Source organism: Collinsella sp. AM43-1 (assembly GCF_003467925.1).
Lineage (GTDB): Bacteria > Actinomycetota > Coriobacteriia > Coriobacteriales > Coriobacteriaceae > Collinsella.
Genome location: NZ_QSFR01000004.1, coordinates 86,876 through 102,618, shown reverse-complemented (window position 1 = coordinate 102,618; position 15,743 = coordinate 86,876). Strand labels below are relative to the sequence as shown.

The window sequence follows — 15,743 nt, the reverse complement described above, 5'->3', positions numbered from 1 at the left end:
AAAGAGGAGGGCATAGGGCTTTTGCCCATGCCCGACGATTGAAAGGCAGATCGCCCGTCTGGGGCTCGCGCAGCGTCAAGCCGACCGCCGTTCGTTAGAACGGCGGAAGGAATAAAAGTGCACGAGCTCGGGATTGTTTACCACATCATTCGTGATGTCGAGAATGTGGCGCGCGCCAATGGCGTGAGTCGCGTTTCGAGCGTGACGCTGCTCCTGGGCGAGGTCTCGGGCGTCGTTCCCGATCTGCTGCTTGATGCTTGGCGCTGGGCGGCAGATAAAAAGCCTATCACGCAGGGCGCGGAGCTTATTGTGGAGCCTGTCGAGGCCGTGACGCATTGCGAGGCGTGCGGCTGCGACTACGCGACGGTCGAGCACGGCAAGACCTGCCCCCATTGCGGTAGCGGCGAGACCTATCTGCTGCAGGGCCAGGAGGTCATGATCAAGCAGATCGAGACCCCCGACGAGGACCCGACAGACGCTGCCCCCGACGGCCTATCCGATGCCCCCGATGCCGTCGACGCCGCCAACCCCCTCCACATCGCCTAACTTAGTCGTTGGGGACGTTCTTAAACGACTAGTCGAAAAAGAACGTCCCCAATGACTAGCCATTTAAGAACGTCCCCAATAACTACTTTGCTAGAGCATATCGCTCGCCATTAGTCAAGGCATAGCTGTTTAAACGAAATAGCCTCAGTCTCAGCACGTTTGCATCTGTTTAAAAGCGGTAATAATGACAGCATGCGCATATCCGTCGTGTAAGTATTGGTTGGGTATCAGTTATCAGCGGCAGATCAGCCAATGATGCCGGAATGTAATCAACTTGTAACAAATTAAGACGTTTAAACAAATAATGCTACCTTTTGCAGTTTTTCAAACAATTCTGCTGTATTTGCAGCTATACTCCATAACTGTCGTGTAGGAATTACGTAGACAAAAAGGAGGTTATGTGATGGTAAGTATTGTTCTTGCTAGCCATGGTGACTTGGCGGCTGGAATCAAGCAGACGGGCTCGATGGTCTTTGGCGATCAGCCGTCTGTAGCCGTGGTCTCGCTCGAGCCGAGCATGGGCCCCGACGACTTCCGAGCCAAGGTCGAGGAAGCAGTCGCTTCCTTCGAGGACCAGGAGCAGGTGCTCTTCCTCGTTGATCTGTGGGGCGGCACGCCCTTCAACCAGATCAGCGGTCTCATCGAGGGCCATGATTCCTGGGCTATCGTCACCGGTGTCAACCTGCCTATGCTCATCGAGGCATATTCGCAGCGCTTTGACGCAAAGAACACTGCACATGCGATCGCAAAACATCTCGTGACTGAGGCTAAGGCCGGCGTGCGCGTCAAGCCCGAGTCTCTGGAGCCCGAGGAGAAGAAGCCGGCTGCGGCCGCCGCTGCTCCTGCGGGTGCCATTCCTCCGGGAACGGTGATCGGCGACGGGCACATCAAGATCGCCCACGTCCGTATCGACACGCGTCTGCTGCATGGTCAGGTGGCCACCACGTGGACCAAGCAGATCAACCCCAACCGCATCATCGTGGTCTCCGACGGCGTTGCTCACGACGAGCTCCGCAAGACCATGATCGAGCAGGCTGCCCCTCCGGGAGTCCACGCCAACGTCGTGCCTATCAAGAAGATGGCCGAGGTCGTCAAGGACACGCGCTTTGGCGACACCAAGGCGATGCTGCTGTTCGAGAACCCGCAGGATCTGCTCAGGGCCATCGAGGCCGGCGTCGACATCAAGGAAGCCAACATCGGTTCCATGGCCCACTCCAAGGGCAAGGTCGTCGTCACTAACGCTGTCGCTATGGGCGATGACGATGTCAAGACCATCGAGGCTCTCAAGGCCAAGGGCGTCAAGTTCGAGGTCCGCAAGGTTCCTTCGGATTCCTCCGAGGATCTCGACGCCATGTTGAAGAAAGCTAAGGCCGAACTGGCCGCTCAAGCATAGTAAAGGAGGGTCCGATACATGTCTGCAATCACTATTCTGCTTGTTGCGATTGTCGCGTTGCTTGCCGGTATGGAAGGCATTCTGGATGAGTTCCAGTTCCATCAGCCGCTCGTGGCATGCACGCTTATCGGTCTCGTAACCGGTCACCTTCAGGAGGGCATCCTCCTGGGCGGTTCGCTCCAGATGATGGCCCTTGGCTGGGCTAACGTCGGCGCCGCCGTCGCGCCTGACGCCGCTCTGGCCTCGGTCGCTTCTTCGATCATCATGGTGCTCGCCCTCAACGGCGGCGCCACCGATTCGGCCAAGGCCGTTACCGCCGCCATCGCCGTCGCCGTCCCGCTGTCGGTCGCTGGTCTGTTCCTGACCATGATCTGCCGTACCCTGGCTACCGCTATGGTTCACGGCATGGACGCCTGCGCCGAGAAGGGCGACTTCGCCGGCATCGAGCGTTGGCAGTACGCCGGCATCCTCATGCAGGGTGTTCGTATCGCCATCCCGGCAGTACTTCTGTGCATCATCCCGGCCGAGGCCGTTACCAACGCGCTTAACGCTATGCCCGATTGGCTGTCCGGCGGCATGGCTGTCGGCGGCGGCATGGTCGCTTCCGTCGGTTACGCCATGGTCATCAACATGATGGCCACCAAGGAGACCTGGCCGTTCTTCATCCTCGGCTTTGTCCTTGCTGCCATCCCTCAGCTCACGCTGATCGCCCTTGGCCTCATCGGCATCTCCCTTGCCCTCATCTACCTTGGCCTTAAGGATCTGGCCAAGCAGGGTGGCGGCATGGGCGGTGGCTCCGGTGACCCGCTCGGCGACATTCTGAACGATTACGAGTAGGAGGGGAGTGATACATATGGCAGAGAACAAGATTCAGCTCACCAAGGCTGACCGTAAGAAGGTTTGCTTCCGTCATCAGTTCCTTCAGGGCTCGTGGAACTACGAGCGTATGCAGAACGGCGGCTGGTGCTTCGCAATGATCCCTGCGATCAAGAAGCTCTACACCAGCAAGGATGACCAGATTGCCGCTCTTAAGCGCCACCTGGAGTTCTATAACACCCACCCCTATGTTTCCGCCCCCGTCATTGGCGTTACCCTCGCCCTCGAGGAGGAGCGCGCCAACGGTGCTCCGATTGACGACGTCGCCATTCAGGGCGTCAAGGTCGGTATGATGGGCCCGCTCGCCGGCGTCGGCGACCCCGCCTTCTGGTTCACCCTTCGCCCGATTCTGGGTGCACTGGGCGCTTCCCTGGCCCTGTCCGGCAGCATCGCCGGTCCGCTGCTGTTCTTCTTCGCGTGGAACATCATCCGTTACGCCTTCCTGTGGTACACGCAGGAGTTTGGCTACAAGGTCGGCTCCTCCATCGCCAAGGACCTCTCCGGCGGTCTGATGGGCAAGGTCACCGAGGGTGCTTCCATCCTGGGTATGTTCATCATCGGCGCCCTGGTCGAGCGCTGGGTGTCCATCTCCTTCACCCCGGTCGTCTCCAAGGTCACGCAGTCCGCTGGCGCCTATATCGACTGGGCCAACCTGCCCGCCGGTTCTGAGGGCATCAAGCAGGCATTGACGATGTACAGCTCTGTCGGTGCCAACGCACTCGACCCGGTGAAGGTCACCACGCTTCAGGCCAACCTCGATCAGCTCATCCCCGGCCTTGCCGCCGTGTGCCTGACCCTTCTGGTCTGCAAGCTCCTCAAGAAGAAGGTCAGCCCGATCGTCATCATCCTGGCTCTCTTCGCCGTCGGCATCATCGGTCGCGTCTGCGGCTTCATGTAAGCACGCTTCGGCTTAAGACCGAGAGTTGCTAGGCAAGGGCTTTTGAGCCATTGAAACGGGCCGCACCCGGTGGGTACACTGGATGCGGTCCGATTGTTTTTATTGGAGGGCGAGGCGCGTATGGCGCAATCTCAGAACAGCACGGTCGATCTGGCAACGCCGGCAACCTGCCTGATGGGGCTTACCAGTCACGGTAACGTGATGGTGGGCAATAAGGCGTTTGAGTACTATAACGAGCGTAATCCCGAGGATTATATCCAAATCCCGTGGGACGAGGTCGACTATATTGCCGCCGAGGTTTTGCGCGGCACCAAGAAGATTACGCGTTTTGCCATCTTTACCAAAGAGAATGGCCACTTTACGTTTTCGACGCGCAATGACAAGGAAACGCTTCGCGCGGTGCGTAAGTACATTGACGAGGACAAGCTCGTTCGTTCGCCCGACTTTATCGATGTGACGGCCAAGGGCGCCAAGAGCATCCCCTCCGTTATCAAAAACCTTTTCCACAAAGGCAAGTAGTCATTAAAGAGCGCCCCCTCAAAGTGGGGCGCAGTCTCCCATGTGGCTCGATCGGGAAAGTGCATCCCAGTTCGAGCGTCGATTCCGGGATGTAGTTTCCGGAACGGGGTCGTTTGGGAAACCGTGTCCCGTTTCGAGCCGAAATTCTGGGTCACAGTTTCCCAGCGAGGTCTCATGGGGAAAGTCTGACCCAGAATTTGCCTGGATAGTGGGACGCACTTTCCGGAGGGCTGTTCCACCGCAACTTCGAAGAGTGGGTATACGCTGCATTACAGCGGCGTAAATCTGCTACACTAATACAACATGCCTCCGTAGCTCAGGGGATAGAGCACCGCTCTCCTAAAGCGGGTGTCGACGGTTCGAATCCGCCCGGGGGCACCAGAAAAATCGCAGGTCAGGAGTTAATTTTGCTTCTGACCTGTTCTGGTTTTAGGGTTAAGAACTGCTTTTGTTTGTAAATCTGGTAAGTAAATAATTTAACTTACCGAGTTTTCCACTGAAAACAGGAAATCACCATTTTGGGGATAAAAAGTTTTCAACAGCCGTTAGTCGGTTCCATTTTGGTGAAGCGCTTCCTCAATTTGGGTAAAAAATTTCACCATTTTGATGATTCGGCTGCTTTGAGTTTTTGATAAAAACGCCTGTTCAGAAGCTTGCGCTATACCCATTTTGGTGAAACCAATTAATAGAGAAATATACTATAAAAATATAGGGACGGCGATGCCGTCCTCTTCGCTCGCGAAGCTCGCTGCGCGGCCACGTACCGTGTCCTTGCCGCCGGCTAAGCCGTCGATAAAGAATAGGGACAGCGATGCTGTCCCCCTTCGCTCGCGAAGCTCGCTGCGCGGTCACGCGCCGTGACCTTGCCGCCGGCTGTGCCGTCGATTGATTCGCTCACTGCGTTCGCTGATTGATTGATGGACTAATCCGTTTTCTCAGTCACACCAGTCATGAGTGCAGCGATTGTCATGTCGAATCCGTTAGCAATTTTACAGAGGTTAGAAAGACTGACATTTCTTCGTCCGACCTCTATCGAGGCGTAGTAAGACCTGTCCATGCCGATGCGATTCGCAAATTGTACTTGAGAGTAACCAGACTTTGATCTTAATTCTTTGCAGCGTAGACCAAAGGATCGTTGTAGCGGCGAGATATCCATGACAAAAAGAGTCATGGATTGTTGTATAAAAGCCAACGGACCATATACAACAATCCCTGTTAAGGCGCATAATTATCTCTATTGGAAAGCACCCTGATGCCCAGTCGGATAGGGCACGGAAAAGGAATGGAATAGCAATGACTCAGGGAAAGCATTTCGCTGCCGGCGGCGATCACTTCGCCACACTGCCAAACAAAAAGATTCACGCCCCGAAGGGGATCGCGCGTCTGACCGTCACCGCGGCGACCATGGCCGCCATGACCGGATCGAGCCTCATCTCACCGTTCACGGCATTCGCCCAGACCGGTGACGGGGGCACGCAGCACCCCGCCGTGATGTCGCCGATTGCCGCCCACGCCGGCGCGGCATCCGGTGTCGGCGCGAAATCCGCCGCACAGACCATCGCGGACCTGCAGAAGGCAGTCGACGAGGCGAAGGCGAAGGAGGACGCCGCCAAGGCATCCTACGATGAGGCCGCCGGTCCCTACAACGAGGCGGCTTCCGCCCGCGACCAGGCCAAGGCATCCTACGATTCGGCAGTCAGCGCCGGCACGGCAGCCGACCGAGCGGCAATGGACGAGTACGCCCGTCAGGTCGCGGAGGGCAAGGACGCCGCCGATGCCGCCGGCAAGGACCTCGAGCAGGCGAAGGCGGGTCTCGCAGACGCCAAGGCGGATGCATCCGAGAAGGACGAAGCGTACCAGTCCGCCCTCAAGGCGGCCCAGGACGCCAAGGATGCCCTCGATAAAGCCAAGGCCGATGCCGTAAGCGCCACCCCGGAGGCTATCCGTGCCGCCGAGCAGGCGGTACGCGACGCCCAGGATGCCGTGAGCAGGGCACAGGCCGAACTCGACAACGCCAACGCGACGCTTGCCGATGCCCAGTCCAAGCTGGTTGCGGCCCAGTCTGCAAAGGATTCCGCCGATTCCGTCCTCGCCGCAGCCCAGCAGAACAAGGACGTGGCGGATGCGAAGGCCGCAGCCGCCAGCGCCGCCTACGAGAAGGCGAAAGCAGACCTCGCCGCAGCGGAGGCAGGCGCCAGCGGTCCGGAGTACGATGCGGCGAAACAGAAGGTCGCGGACGCGGAGGCAGCCCTCGCTGTCGCACGAGCGGCACAGTCCCAGTGCGAGTCCGAGCTCGAGCAGGCACAGTCCGCTGCGGCAACGGCACAAGCCGATCTGAATGATGCCCAGACGGCTCTCTCCGTAAAGCAGCAGGCCGCGGCCGATGCCGAATCCGGTGTGAACGCCGCCCAGTCCGCTCTCGATGCCGCGAACGCCGACCTCGATGCGGCCAAGCAGGCGAATGCCGACGCCGTCGCCAAGCTGGACGCCGCGAAGCAGGCTGTCAAGGACGCCGAGTCCGCCAAGGCAGCCGCCGACGTAGAGCTCGCGAACGCCAAGGCCGCAAAGGATACCGCAGACGCCGCCGTGACCGCCGCGCAGCAGAAGGTCGACGAGGCACAGGCGAAACTCGATTCCGCCGACGCGCAGCTCAAGCAGGGAGCCATCGGCTTCTTCCGTGCCATGGGTGCCGATGACGCAGTCAACATCATCCTGAACGCCAAATATGCCGGAAAGACCGAAGTCGGCAACTCCAAGGATGCCACGTCCCTTGATAACATGCTCAATGCGATCAGGTGGATGAAGTCCGTCAACGACTACCGCAAGTCGGTCGGCCTGTCCGAGCTCCATGTCACCTACAAGCTCATCGCCGGTGCCATTGCGGATGCCAACTACAGCGACACCGTGCTCGATCATGCCCGTCAATATGATTTTGCCGAAAACCTGGCATGGAATTACGGAATCGATCCGAGTGGGCAGTGGATCGAGCAGGAGAAGGGCTTTTTCGACAAGGCAACGGAGGCCCTTTATGGAGTCACCGGTCTTGTCGGCAAGGATGCCTATGATTTCTATGCAAAGAACGGCGTCGCAATCAACCATTGGATTGCAGACAACTGCCGCTGGGAGAACGGCAGCAGCGGCACCGTCGGCCATTACATGAACATCATCAATCCCGAACTCGCCGTTATGGGAATGGCAACCTGCACCAAGGGCACCATGTCCGGGCTTCAGACGCAGTGCTACACCGCAGAGATCTCCGGCTGGTCCGGCTCCGGTTGGAACATGAACCCCATGTCCGTCGACGAGTACGAGCAGAAGCTGACCTCCTATATCAACGGCCTCAAGAACGCCAAGAGCGCACTCGACGCAGCCAAGACCAATCTCGCATCCAAGAAGCAGGCAGCCGCCGGCGCCGCCGCAACCGTCCAGCAGAAGCAGGTCGCAGCGGATTCCGCACAGGCAGGTGTCGATGCCGCGAAGCAGGACGTCACCGATGCCCAGCGTGCCGTCGATGCCGCAAAGGCTGATCTCGCATCCAAGCAGCAGGGCGTCACGGATGCCCAGACCGAGCTTGATGCGGCGAAATCGGACCTCGATGCCGCCAACGCGGCAGTCGATACGGCAAAGACGACCGTCCAGCAGAAGCAGGTCGCCTTTGATGCCGCCAATGCGGTCGTAACGGGCGCACAGATCAAGCTGGACTCCGCCAAGGCGGACACCGAGGCCAAGCAGCAGGACGTCACGGTTGCGAACGCCGATCTCGCGAAGTTCTTCCAGGACGTCGCCGACGCCAAGAAGGCGCTCGATACAGCAAAGAGCGCCCACGACGCGGCGGCAGCCGATCAGGTCGAGAAGGCGACCGTCCTCGCCGCCGCCGAGCAAAAGGCGGACGCCACCGCACGCGCCCTCGCGGATGCCCAGCGTGCCGTCGATGCCGCAAAGGCCGACACCGGCGTTGCCGCCGAGAGGCTTACCGGCTCCCAGACCGATCTCGAGGACGCACAGTCGAACCTCGACATCCTCACCGGCCTTGCCGCGAAGCTCGCAGAGGCACAGCAGCGCGAGCAGGATGCAGCAAAGGCCGTCAATGACACCAAGGCCGCCCTCGATGCCGCGAAGGCGGATACCGCCGCCGCCGAGTCCCTGGTCTCCGCCGCCGAGCAGGTAAAGGCGCAGGCAGACGCCAAGCTGTCGAAGCTGAACTCCATCGATGCCGGCGCGGCGATCGCTTCCGGCCATGATGTGAACGCGGATGACGCCCTCAACGCGCTTTTCGCCGCAGCAGTCGAGGCACGTGCCAAGGTCGCGCCCGCCAAGGCCATCCTGGACGAGAAGCAGGCCGCGGTGGACGGGCTCCAACCCGGCTATGATGCGGCACTCGCTGCCTACGAGCAGGCGAAGTCCGACCGCATCGCGGCAGAGCAGGAGCTTTCCGCCGAGATCGCCCGTCAGGAGGCAGAGGAGGTCGCAAAGCAGCAGGCGGCATACACCCCGAAGCACCTCGCCGGCACGGATACCGCCCAGCCCGGCAGCCTCGCCCAGACCGGCGACCGCGCGGGACTCATCGGCGAGACGCTCGTCATCGGCGGTACCGTCCTCGTGGCAGCCGGCGTCTTCCTCGATCAAAAGAAGCGCCGCGAGCAGATGCAAAAGCGAGCCGGGCGTTGGATATCGGCTAGTGTCCAACGCCCGGTTTCACGGACGGGGAGATCGGTGTGAGAACAAAGGCTATTATCGTTGCGCTTCTGGTGTGCCTTTCGGCACCTCAACTTGGATGTGCCAGCATTGCAAAGCAAGGAAGCGGCTCTGCGGAAAGGGCCGCCACAGCGGTAAAGAATAAAGACAAAAAGAAGCCAAGCGAAGAAAAGGCGACGCAAACCTCTGGAACCAAGTCCGAGGAGAAGAAAGAATCCGACGACAAGGACCAGAAGTCCGATGACTCCAAGAAGGAGGATAACAAGTCCTCCGACTCGTCGAAGTCGGACAGCAAGGGAGATTCCTCCCAGTCCAAGCAGAATTCCGGCAGCTCTCAAGGTTCAAGCGGCAACAATTCCTCTTCCAACGGCGGTAGCCAGAAGAAATGGGTTGCCGAGCAGGGCCACTGGGAGACCGACTACAGCCAGGTCTGGGTACCGAACGTGGTATACACGCGTCATCCTCGTTTCTGGGTCAATCATGGTGGTACTATGGTAGGGCCCTTCGATTCATCCGATGCAGCCTACGCTTGGATTATTAACGATGGCGAAAACGGCGGTATCGGTGGATCCGTTGTAGATGATTCGTATACCACCTCTGAGGACCAAGGACATTATGAACAGCAGGCTACGGGACAACATTGGGTTGTCGACGTCGCCGGTCACTGGGAGTAATGTACATCGTTCCTCTCCTCTTACATTTGGTAAATATTTATTTATTTGTGGGCGGCCGGTTCGGCCGCCTTTTTTAGACGACAAGTCTGGGAGCAAACGATAGGAAAGCAATCAAACGAGAGGCCGTTCCAAAAGAATTCGGCGGTGCCGGATGCTTCGGGCAAAACCTTCCGCAAATCGGTAAGGTCTTCCATCGACTTGCTCCAGCCCTCGCCCGGAGTCCGCTACAGCGAATTTCTAACACTCAGCATCCTTCGCGTTAAAAATTCGCTTCCGCTCACGGTCTCCGCTGACACTACGACACCGCGAAGCCTTTCGCTCGAAACGAGGCCTCTCATTTCGTGTCTACGCTACGCTTCGCCCAATCGCCGTCCCGGTGATTGCAAGATTGGTGTTGGGCTAGATAAATGGGGCCATACTCGCCCCTTTATCTGCCAACACATCTTGTTTAACACCTCACACGGCGATAAAGTTAGAAATGAAGTTCGCCTTCATTTCTCTAAGGGAAGCGACGGCGTCACTTCAAAAATCGGCGCGACGTCAGTCGCTCCTAAAAAGGAAAGCAATCTCATATCGGTTTTGAATCGGTGGCCTCACCGATTCGCTCTGCTTTCCTGGGGGCATGAATGATGAGTTGCAAACGTCCGCACACCGTTAAGGCGACACTCACTTCTGAAGAATACGAAACGCTTTCCGCTTTGGCAGAAAAGGCGGGCATGACGAAAGCCGAATTCATTCGCTATGCACTGATTCATTGGAATGAATCGTTCGATGATCTAGTCATTTCCAAAAATAAGAACGGTGGCCGTAGCAAAAAGCTGCAAACCGTTTCAGAGGATTCGAACGAAAAGCGCTCGGAGGTTATTTACGTCAAAGTCACCGATGGCGAGCACGAGGCGATTCGCAAGCAGGCGGATGCGCTCGGCACGACCGTCAGTGCGTATGCCCGCCGCGTGATGCTGGCCGGGAAAATCGAGATGATCGATTTCGATATGAGCCAGGTCGCAAAAATCTATCACGAGCTGTATCGAGAGGGGACGAACCTCAACCAGCTGATGTATTTTGTGAATGCGCAAGGTCTTCCGGCCTACAACGAGAAGGCGGTTTTCCGAACGCTTGAAAAGGTTTACCAAAATGCCCGTAAAGTCACTCTCTTCATCGAAGAGCTCGAACAGCGCTATTTCACCGATGGCGGTGAGCTCGATGACCGTCGTTAAGCAGAAAGGTGTTTCGTCCGAGCGCTACGCGAAGCACCTGCGCAAGTACATTAACGGAAAGAATGCTTTGGCCCGCGGCGGCTGGAACCTCGCGAACGGAAAGCACTGGTTTTCCGAAATGGCTATGACGCGGAAGATGTTCCATCACGACAGGCCCGCGCGTGCCGGCGCGAAGAACATAACGATGCTTCATCAGATTCTCGCGTTTCTGCCCGAGGAGTGCGGCTGCAACGGAGGCAAGATGACCCCCGATGCGTGTATGGCCTACGCGGAGCAATGGCTTGCGAAACACTACCCGCATCAACAAGTGATTGTCGCGTTGCATGAGGAAAGCGATAAGGCGGGAAAACGCTACGCGGTTCATATGGCGATTAACCGCACGGATCTTTTGACGGGTAAGCGTTGCGAGACGGGCGGGCGTCGCGGAAAGTACGAACGCGCTGCGTGGGTTCGTGAAATGGACGAGGCCTGGAATCTCGCTCAGCTCGAAAAGGGAAAGAAGAACTCGAAGATTCGAGACCGACAGCCGCGCGACACTGAAAAGAAAATCGTTGAGCGGGGAGAGTGCAGTTATAAAAACAATCTGCGCGAGTTGATCCATCTTGCAATCAACGAAGGTCATCCGAAGAATATGGAGCAGTTTAAAAAGTTACTTGCCTCATGGGGCGTAGACATTTTCATCAAGAACAATCGAGTCTATGCGACAGATCTCGATATCAAGGAGGCCGGCAACCCGAAGTGCACTTTCAACCTGACTCGTCTTGACGGGAGGTTTGCGGTCAAGCAACTTGAGGCGGCCTTCAAAAATAACGTGCTGGAGGCCGAGCGAGCCCTTCCTTATGAGAGGCGTTGCGAGATTTACATTCAACGGCTTAAGAAGGCGTATTCGGCGTGGGTCGAGCAGGCAAAGGCGAGCAAGGGCGTCGCCTACAATCTCTTTCCTAAGTTCATCGCACCGAAGTGCGATGAAGATCTGCTCGAGGATCCGGCGGTTCGTGATGAGCTTCTTGCCCGGCGCGGTTACGCAAGGGAGATTCGCAACCGTTACGCCGGCGCCGTTCCCGATGCTGGCGATGACCGCGTTCGCGCCGCAGGACGAGCCCATGGTGGCAACGGCGACATCTCGCCGCAGGTCGATCGTGCGGTCGACCGAGGCGATTACGATCGCGGCGACGCGCCTCGCTAGTTTTGGAAAGCCTATCGTCGGTGCCCTAGCGCGCTGCCATCCAGTGCCGATTCTGCCATACTCGCAATTCGGTGAGGATGAGGAGCGTGAATTGATCGGCGGGGGTCAGCCGCTCTGATAGAATCGTCCTTGCTGGCGGCAGCCCTCGTGCCGGGCAGAGCCCTCCATTCGATGGGAGGTGATGCCCATGACCGATTTCACCGAGCTCGTGAAGCTCCTGACCGCTATGGTCTCGCTCCTCACGGCCCTTGTCGGCCTTTCCAAGGCACTCAAGCAGGGCTCGAAGCCCAAAAAGAAAGGCCACCGTCGCTAAGACGATGACCCAACTTCATTAAGCAACGGCTCTGCCCAGCTCTCTACAACTTGGGCTGCCGTCGGCACCATTTTACCCTCCTGACGAGGAATTCGTCCATATTTCAAAAATCAAATCCTGTTCGCGCGTGGGCGCGTGGGCGTAAACTTTTAGTTGGGCAAACCCGACAGATTGGAGCTTGAAACATGAGGGATATGCACCTCATGTCGCTCATAAAACGTCTCCTGACCTCGAAGGAGAACGTTTTTTAGCGACAGAAGGAGACATAAATATGATCTGGTTTACCAGCGACACCCACTTCGGGCATGAGAACGTGCTGAAGTTCACCGACCGCCCGTGGGAGACGATTTGGCAGATGAACGACGCCATCGTCGACAACATCAATGGCAAGGTTGCCGTGGACGACGAGCTCTACATCCTGGGGGATTTCTCATTCAAGATGACCGCCCAGGACGCCTACGGGCTGCGCAAGCGGATTGCCTGCAGGCGCATCCACCTCGTCCCGGGAAACCACGACAAGGACTGGACCCAGCCGGCGGTCGCGGCCGCCTTCACCGTGGAGCCGCCGATCTGCGTGCTCAAGATCGACGGGCAGAAGATCGTCCTGAGCCATTACCCCATGGCCGACTGGCAGGGCATGAACCATGGATCGTGGCACCTCCACGGGCACATCCACAGCAGCGGCGGCGCGTACAACGAGTTCAACCGCAAGCAGGGCCTTCTGCGCTACGACGTCGGTTGCGATGCCAACGGGCACTCCCCGGTGAGCCTCGACGAGCTGAGGAAATGGTTCGCCGGAGTCGACGAGCCGTGCGGCCGGGTGAAATGGCCGTGGTGGGTCAACGAGACCGGCGACAGGCAGGTCGAGCGCGAGCTGGCGGCGTACAAGAGGGAAGAGGCGATTCGATGACAGTCTATGTGACGGGCGACATCCACGGTGGGCTCGACATGCAAAAGCTCCGCGACTGGGAGCTTGGCGACAGTCTTACCGGCGACGACTATCTCATCGTCGCCGGCGACTTTGGCTTTCCGTGGGATTTCTCTGCCGAGGAATGCGCCGATATCACCTGGCTGGAGTCGCGCTCCTACACGGTACTGTTCGTCGACGGCAACCACGAGCGCTTCGATCACTGGGCGGAGCGCCCCATGGAGTTATGGCATGGCGGGCTGACGCAGCGCCTGTCGGACACCTCGCCCATTCGGCGCCTGACGCGCGGCGAGGTCTTCGAGCTCGACGGATCGACGGTCTTCACCATGGGCGGTGCCACGAGCGTGGACAGGGAATACCGCGTGCCGTATTCCAGCTGGTGGCCTCAGGAGCTCCCGGACGAGCGCGATTTCGATACCGCGCGGACAAAGCTCGACGAGGTCGGCTGGAAGGTCGACTGCGTCATCACCCATACCTGCCCGACGCGCATGCTCTCGCCGACGCTCTACCCGGACCCAGGCTGGGAACGCCCTGATGTGGACCGGCTGACCGAATTCCTCGACGAGCTTGAGGACCGCCTGGACTATAAACATTGGTATTACGGCCATTTTCACCGAGACGGCAACCCGGACGAACGGCACACGGCGCTGTATGACCGGATCGTGAGGCTCGGGGACAAACTCCTGCCGTGGGGCGCGTACTGATGGCTGTCTATGTGACAGGAGACGTGCACGGCAGGGCCGAGTACGGGGCCAGCAGGTTCGCCTTCAGGTCTTGGCCGTTGGGCCGGACCCTGACGCGCGATGACGCGGTGATCGTGGCCGGCGACTTCGGCTTTGTCTGGGACGGCTCGAATGCTGAGAGGTATTGGCTCGACTGGTTCGAGTCGAAGCCCTGGACCACGTGTTTCGTAGACGGCAACCATGAGAACCACCACGCCCTGGCTGGGCTGCCGGTGCGGGAGTGGAACGGCGGGCTCGTCCATGAGGCGCGACCGCACGTGCTGCACCTGATGCGTGGAGAGGTGTTCGATATCGACGGGCTCACGGTCCTTGCCATGGGCGGTGCCGCGAGCAACGACAGGCAGTATCGCAGGGAGGGGAGGAGCTGGTGGCCCGAGGAGATGCCGAGCGAGGAAGAGACGGAACACTGCCGCTCCTCGCTCGACCGCGTGGGCTGGAAGGTCGACTGTGTTGTGACTCACGAGGCGCCTGCCGCCATTGCTGAGGGGCTGTGTCGCGAGCGTGGGCGCGAGTATCGAGGCGACCGGCTGCAACGATTCCTTAGCGAGCTCGACGGACGGCTCGGCTACCGCGTCTGGTTCTTCGGTCACTACCACGGTGACAAATGGTGCGACGCCAAGCATCGCCTTATCTACCAAGGCATCGTGCCGATCGAAGATGCTGCGCCCGGTTCTAGGAACCTTCTAGAAGCGCTCTAGAAGGTTTCTAGAAATCAGCAGCCCGACAGGAGAAGCACGGGGCTACTCGCCCTTCATCTGGGTCATGACCTCGACCTTGGCCTCGGCCACAGCTGCCCGCTGCTCGGCTACAGCAAGGCGGTCCTTGAGGGCGGCGACCTCGGCCGTCAGGTCGCGCTGGGCCAGGAGCGCATCGCTCAGCTCGGCTTGGGCTTTCAACGCGGCGTCACGCTCGACGCGCAGACGCTCGATCTCATCGGACATGGCCTCAGCCTCGGCGTGGAGCTGGACGACCTGCCTGCTGAGCTCCCTGGCATCGGCGAGGTATCTGACGCTCGCGGCATGGAGCTCATTGTTCTCGAGCTCGATGCTCGCGGTGTCGAGCTCGAACTTCTCCTCGATAAAGGCGACCCGCTCATTGCCGTCGGCCTCAAGTCTTTCGTTCCGGTCTCTCGCCTCGACGAGCTTGCGGTTGAATTCGTCGAGCTGGGCCCTGAGTAACGCGTTCTCGGTTCTGAGGTCGCCCGTCTCGCGCAGCAGCTTCTCCCGCCACGTCGCCTCGATTCGCTCGGCGGCCTCATCGAGGACGGACTTCACGCCGTAGATCTCCCTGATTTTCTTCTCGTCTGCCATGGTGCGGCACTCCAATCAACAACGGGCATGGCTCCGCCATGCCATATGGCTGGGAACAATGCACGGCCGCTGTTGATTTGTGTTCGCCCTGCAATCGGTGAGTTCTAAAAGGCGTCTCAAGTCATGCATTCACGCAGGTTTTCGGTTGGAGAAATACCGCACGTTTTCATGGTATCACGCGCCTTAAAGACCATGAATGGACGGCCATATCGATTCGTTGAAAATGGCACCTACGACGTGTTGGTGGCGGGAGAGTGATGGCGTTAAAGATGTCGAGAATGATTATGGGATTGTTTTAGATGCGGGCATGAAAAAGGGTCGAATCGAAGTGTCTGGCCGGACGCCAATTGTCCGGGAACTGTTTCGGTTCGACCCTGTTTCATTTTACATCCGCGGCATGTTTTTGTAGACGCCTGGCGATTACCGACCTTCACGACCTCGATGA

At 58.7% G+C, this 15,743-nt stretch carries 16 protein-coding genes and 1 tRNA gene; 15 read left to right on the top strand and 2 right to left on the bottom strand.

Translation table 11 applies throughout. The features are described 5' to 3' along the window. Window positions 1-117: 117 nt before the first annotated feature. From DW925_RS02830 to DW925_RS02805, 6 genes are all read left to right on the top strand, one after another. Window positions 118-546 carry a hydrogenase maturation nickel metallochaperone HypA gene (locus DW925_RS02830; protein WP_117583629.1) on the top strand — a complete coding sequence of 143 codons (429 nt, stop codon included), beginning with the start codon at window positions 118-120 and terminating at the stop codon, window positions 544-546. 403 nt (window positions 547-949) lie between these two features. Next, complete coding sequence (locus DW925_RS02825; protein WP_117637934.1) at window positions 950-1,939, top strand: PTS sugar transporter subunit IIB; 990 nt, start codon at window positions 950-952, stop codon at window positions 1,937-1,939. An 18-nt stretch (window positions 1,940-1,957) separates the two neighbouring features. Next, window positions 1,958-2,776, top strand: coding sequence for a PTS mannose/fructose/sorbose transporter subunit IIC (locus DW925_RS02820; protein WP_089573274.1), 819 nt, complete (start codon window positions 1,958-1,960; stop codon window positions 2,774-2,776). Window positions 2,777-2,792: 16 nt separating this feature from the next. Next, a complete protein-coding gene (locus tag DW925_RS02815) occupies window positions 2,793-3,713 on the top strand; it encodes a PTS system mannose/fructose/sorbose family transporter subunit IID (protein WP_117564942.1) in 921 nt (306 codons plus the stop codon). Window positions 3,714-3,833: 120 nt separating this feature from the next. Continuing rightward, window positions 3,834-4,232 carry a DUF956 family protein gene (locus tag DW925_RS02810; RefSeq protein ID WP_117716162.1) on the top strand — a complete coding sequence of 133 codons (399 nt, stop codon included), beginning with the start codon at window positions 3,834-3,836 and terminating at the stop codon, window positions 4,230-4,232. Between the two features lie 305 nt (window positions 4,233-4,537). Beyond that, a tRNA-Arg gene (locus DW925_RS02805) sits at window positions 4,538-4,613 on the top strand. 541 nt (window positions 4,614-5,154) lie between these two features. On the opposite strand, the gene DW925_RS02800 is transcribed toward DW925_RS02805, so the two are convergent. Next, window positions 5,155-5,388, bottom strand: a complete 234-nt coding sequence (locus DW925_RS02800) for a helix-turn-helix domain-containing protein (RefSeq protein ID WP_231500812.1) — start codon at window positions 5,386-5,388, stop codon at window positions 5,155-5,157. Between the two features lie 137 nt (window positions 5,389-5,525). Between DW925_RS02800 and DW925_RS02795 the strand changes: the two genes are divergently transcribed. From DW925_RS02795 to DW925_RS02765, 8 genes are all read left to right on the top strand, one after another. Beyond that, complete coding sequence (locus DW925_RS02795) at window positions 5,526-8,951, top strand: hypothetical protein (protein WP_199577028.1); 3,426 nt, start codon at window positions 5,526-5,528, stop codon at window positions 8,949-8,951. Continuing rightward, window positions 8,948-9,601, top strand: coding sequence for a hypothetical protein (locus tag DW925_RS02790; RefSeq protein ID WP_233540214.1), 654 nt, complete (start codon window positions 8,948-8,950; stop codon window positions 9,599-9,601). Before DW925_RS02795 ends, DW925_RS02790 begins: the two co-directional genes overlap by 4 nt. Window positions 9,602-10,227: 626 nt before the next feature. Further along, entirely contained in the window at window positions 10,228-10,818 is a 591-nt protein-coding gene (locus DW925_RS02785) for a ribbon-helix-helix protein, CopG family (protein WP_117640693.1), read from the top strand. Continuing rightward, the gene (locus tag DW925_RS02780; RefSeq protein WP_158565730.1) at window positions 10,805-12,004 is read left to right on the top strand and encodes a relaxase/mobilization nuclease domain-containing protein; all 1,200 of its coding nucleotides are present in this window, start codon (window positions 10,805-10,807) and stop codon (window positions 12,002-12,004) included. The genes DW925_RS02785 and DW925_RS02780 overlap by 14 nt, the downstream gene beginning before the upstream one ends. Before the next feature lie 187 nt (window positions 12,005-12,191). Continuing rightward, window positions 12,192-12,317, top strand: coding sequence for a hypothetical protein (locus DW925_RS10315; RefSeq protein WP_255413117.1), 126 nt, complete (start codon window positions 12,192-12,194; stop codon window positions 12,315-12,317). A gap of 271 nt (window positions 12,318-12,588) precedes the next feature. Next, complete coding sequence (locus DW925_RS02775) at window positions 12,589-13,227, top strand: metallophosphoesterase (RefSeq protein WP_117790306.1); 639 nt, start codon at window positions 12,589-12,591, stop codon at window positions 13,225-13,227. Next, window positions 13,224-13,949 (top strand): metallophosphoesterase family protein, encoded by a 726-nt coding sequence (locus DW925_RS02770; RefSeq protein WP_117790305.1) that lies wholly within the window; start codon window positions 13,224-13,226, stop codon window positions 13,947-13,949. Before DW925_RS02775 ends, DW925_RS02770 begins: the two co-directional genes overlap by 4 nt. Continuing rightward, entirely contained in the window at window positions 13,949-14,686 is a 738-nt protein-coding gene (locus tag DW925_RS02765; RefSeq protein WP_117790304.1) for a metallophosphoesterase, read from the top strand. The genes DW925_RS02770 and DW925_RS02765 overlap by 1 nt, the downstream gene beginning before the upstream one ends. A 42-nt stretch (window positions 14,687-14,728) precedes the next feature. Here the strand turns inward: DW925_RS02765 and DW925_RS02760 are convergent, their stop codons facing one another. Beyond that, on the bottom strand, window positions 14,729-15,298 hold the full coding sequence (locus tag DW925_RS02760) for a hypothetical protein (protein WP_117790303.1): 570 nt from the start codon (window positions 15,296-15,298) through the stop codon (window positions 14,729-14,731). 196 nt (window positions 15,299-15,494) lie between these two features. On the opposite strand from DW925_RS02760, the gene DW925_RS02755 reads away from it, so the two are divergent. Then, a complete protein-coding gene (locus tag DW925_RS02755; RefSeq protein WP_117640698.1) occupies window positions 15,495-15,707 on the top strand; it encodes a hypothetical protein in 213 nt (70 codons plus the stop codon). The last annotated feature ends 36 nt before the right edge of the window (window positions 15,708-15,743 follow it).

Bases quoted from the DNA above. Each gene is read 5' to 3' on its own strand.
- DW925_RS02820 (WP_089573274.1), top strand. From the start codon at position 1,958: ATGTCTGCAATCACTATTCTGCTTGTTGCGATTGTCGCGTTGCTTGCC.
- DW925_RS02765 (WP_117790304.1), top strand. From the start codon at position 13,949: ATGGCTGTCTATGTGACAGGAGACGTGCACGGCAGGGCCGAGTACGGG.
- DW925_RS02780 (WP_158565730.1), top strand. From the start codon at position 10,805: ATGACCGTCGTTAAGCAGAAAGGTGTTTCGTCCGAGCGCTACGCGAAG.
- DW925_RS02770 (WP_117790305.1), top strand. From the start codon at position 13,224: ATGACAGTCTATGTGACGGGCGACATCCACGGTGGGCTCGACATGCAA.
- DW925_RS02815 (WP_117564942.1), top strand. From the start codon at position 2,793: ATGGCAGAGAACAAGATTCAGCTCACCAAGGCTGACCGTAAGAAGGTT.
- DW925_RS10315 (WP_255413117.1), top strand. From the start codon at position 12,192: ATGACCGATTTCACCGAGCTCGTGAAGCTCCTGACCGCTATGGTCTCG.
- DW925_RS02810 (WP_117716162.1), top strand. From the start codon at position 3,834: ATGGCGCAATCTCAGAACAGCACGGTCGATCTGGCAACGCCGGCAACC.
- DW925_RS02755 (WP_117640698.1), top strand. From the start codon at position 15,495: ATGGACGGCCATATCGATTCGTTGAAAATGGCACCTACGACGTGTTGG.
- DW925_RS02825 (WP_117637934.1), top strand. From the start codon at position 950: ATGGTAAGTATTGTTCTTGCTAGCCATGGTGACTTGGCGGCTGGAATC.
- DW925_RS02795 (WP_199577028.1), top strand. From the start codon at position 5,526: ATGACTCAGGGAAAGCATTTCGCTGCCGGCGGCGATCACTTCGCCACA.
- DW925_RS02800 (WP_231500812.1), bottom strand. From the start codon at position 5,388: ATGGATATCTCGCCGCTACAACGATCCTTTGGTCTACGCTGCAAAGAA.
- DW925_RS02785 (WP_117640693.1), top strand. From the start codon at position 10,228: ATGATGAGTTGCAAACGTCCGCACACCGTTAAGGCGACACTCACTTCT.
- DW925_RS02760 (WP_117790303.1), bottom strand. From the start codon at position 15,298: ATGGCAGACGAGAAGAAAATCAGGGAGATCTACGGCGTGAAGTCCGTC.
- DW925_RS02775 (WP_117790306.1), top strand. From the start codon at position 12,589: ATGATCTGGTTTACCAGCGACACCCACTTCGGGCATGAGAACGTGCTG.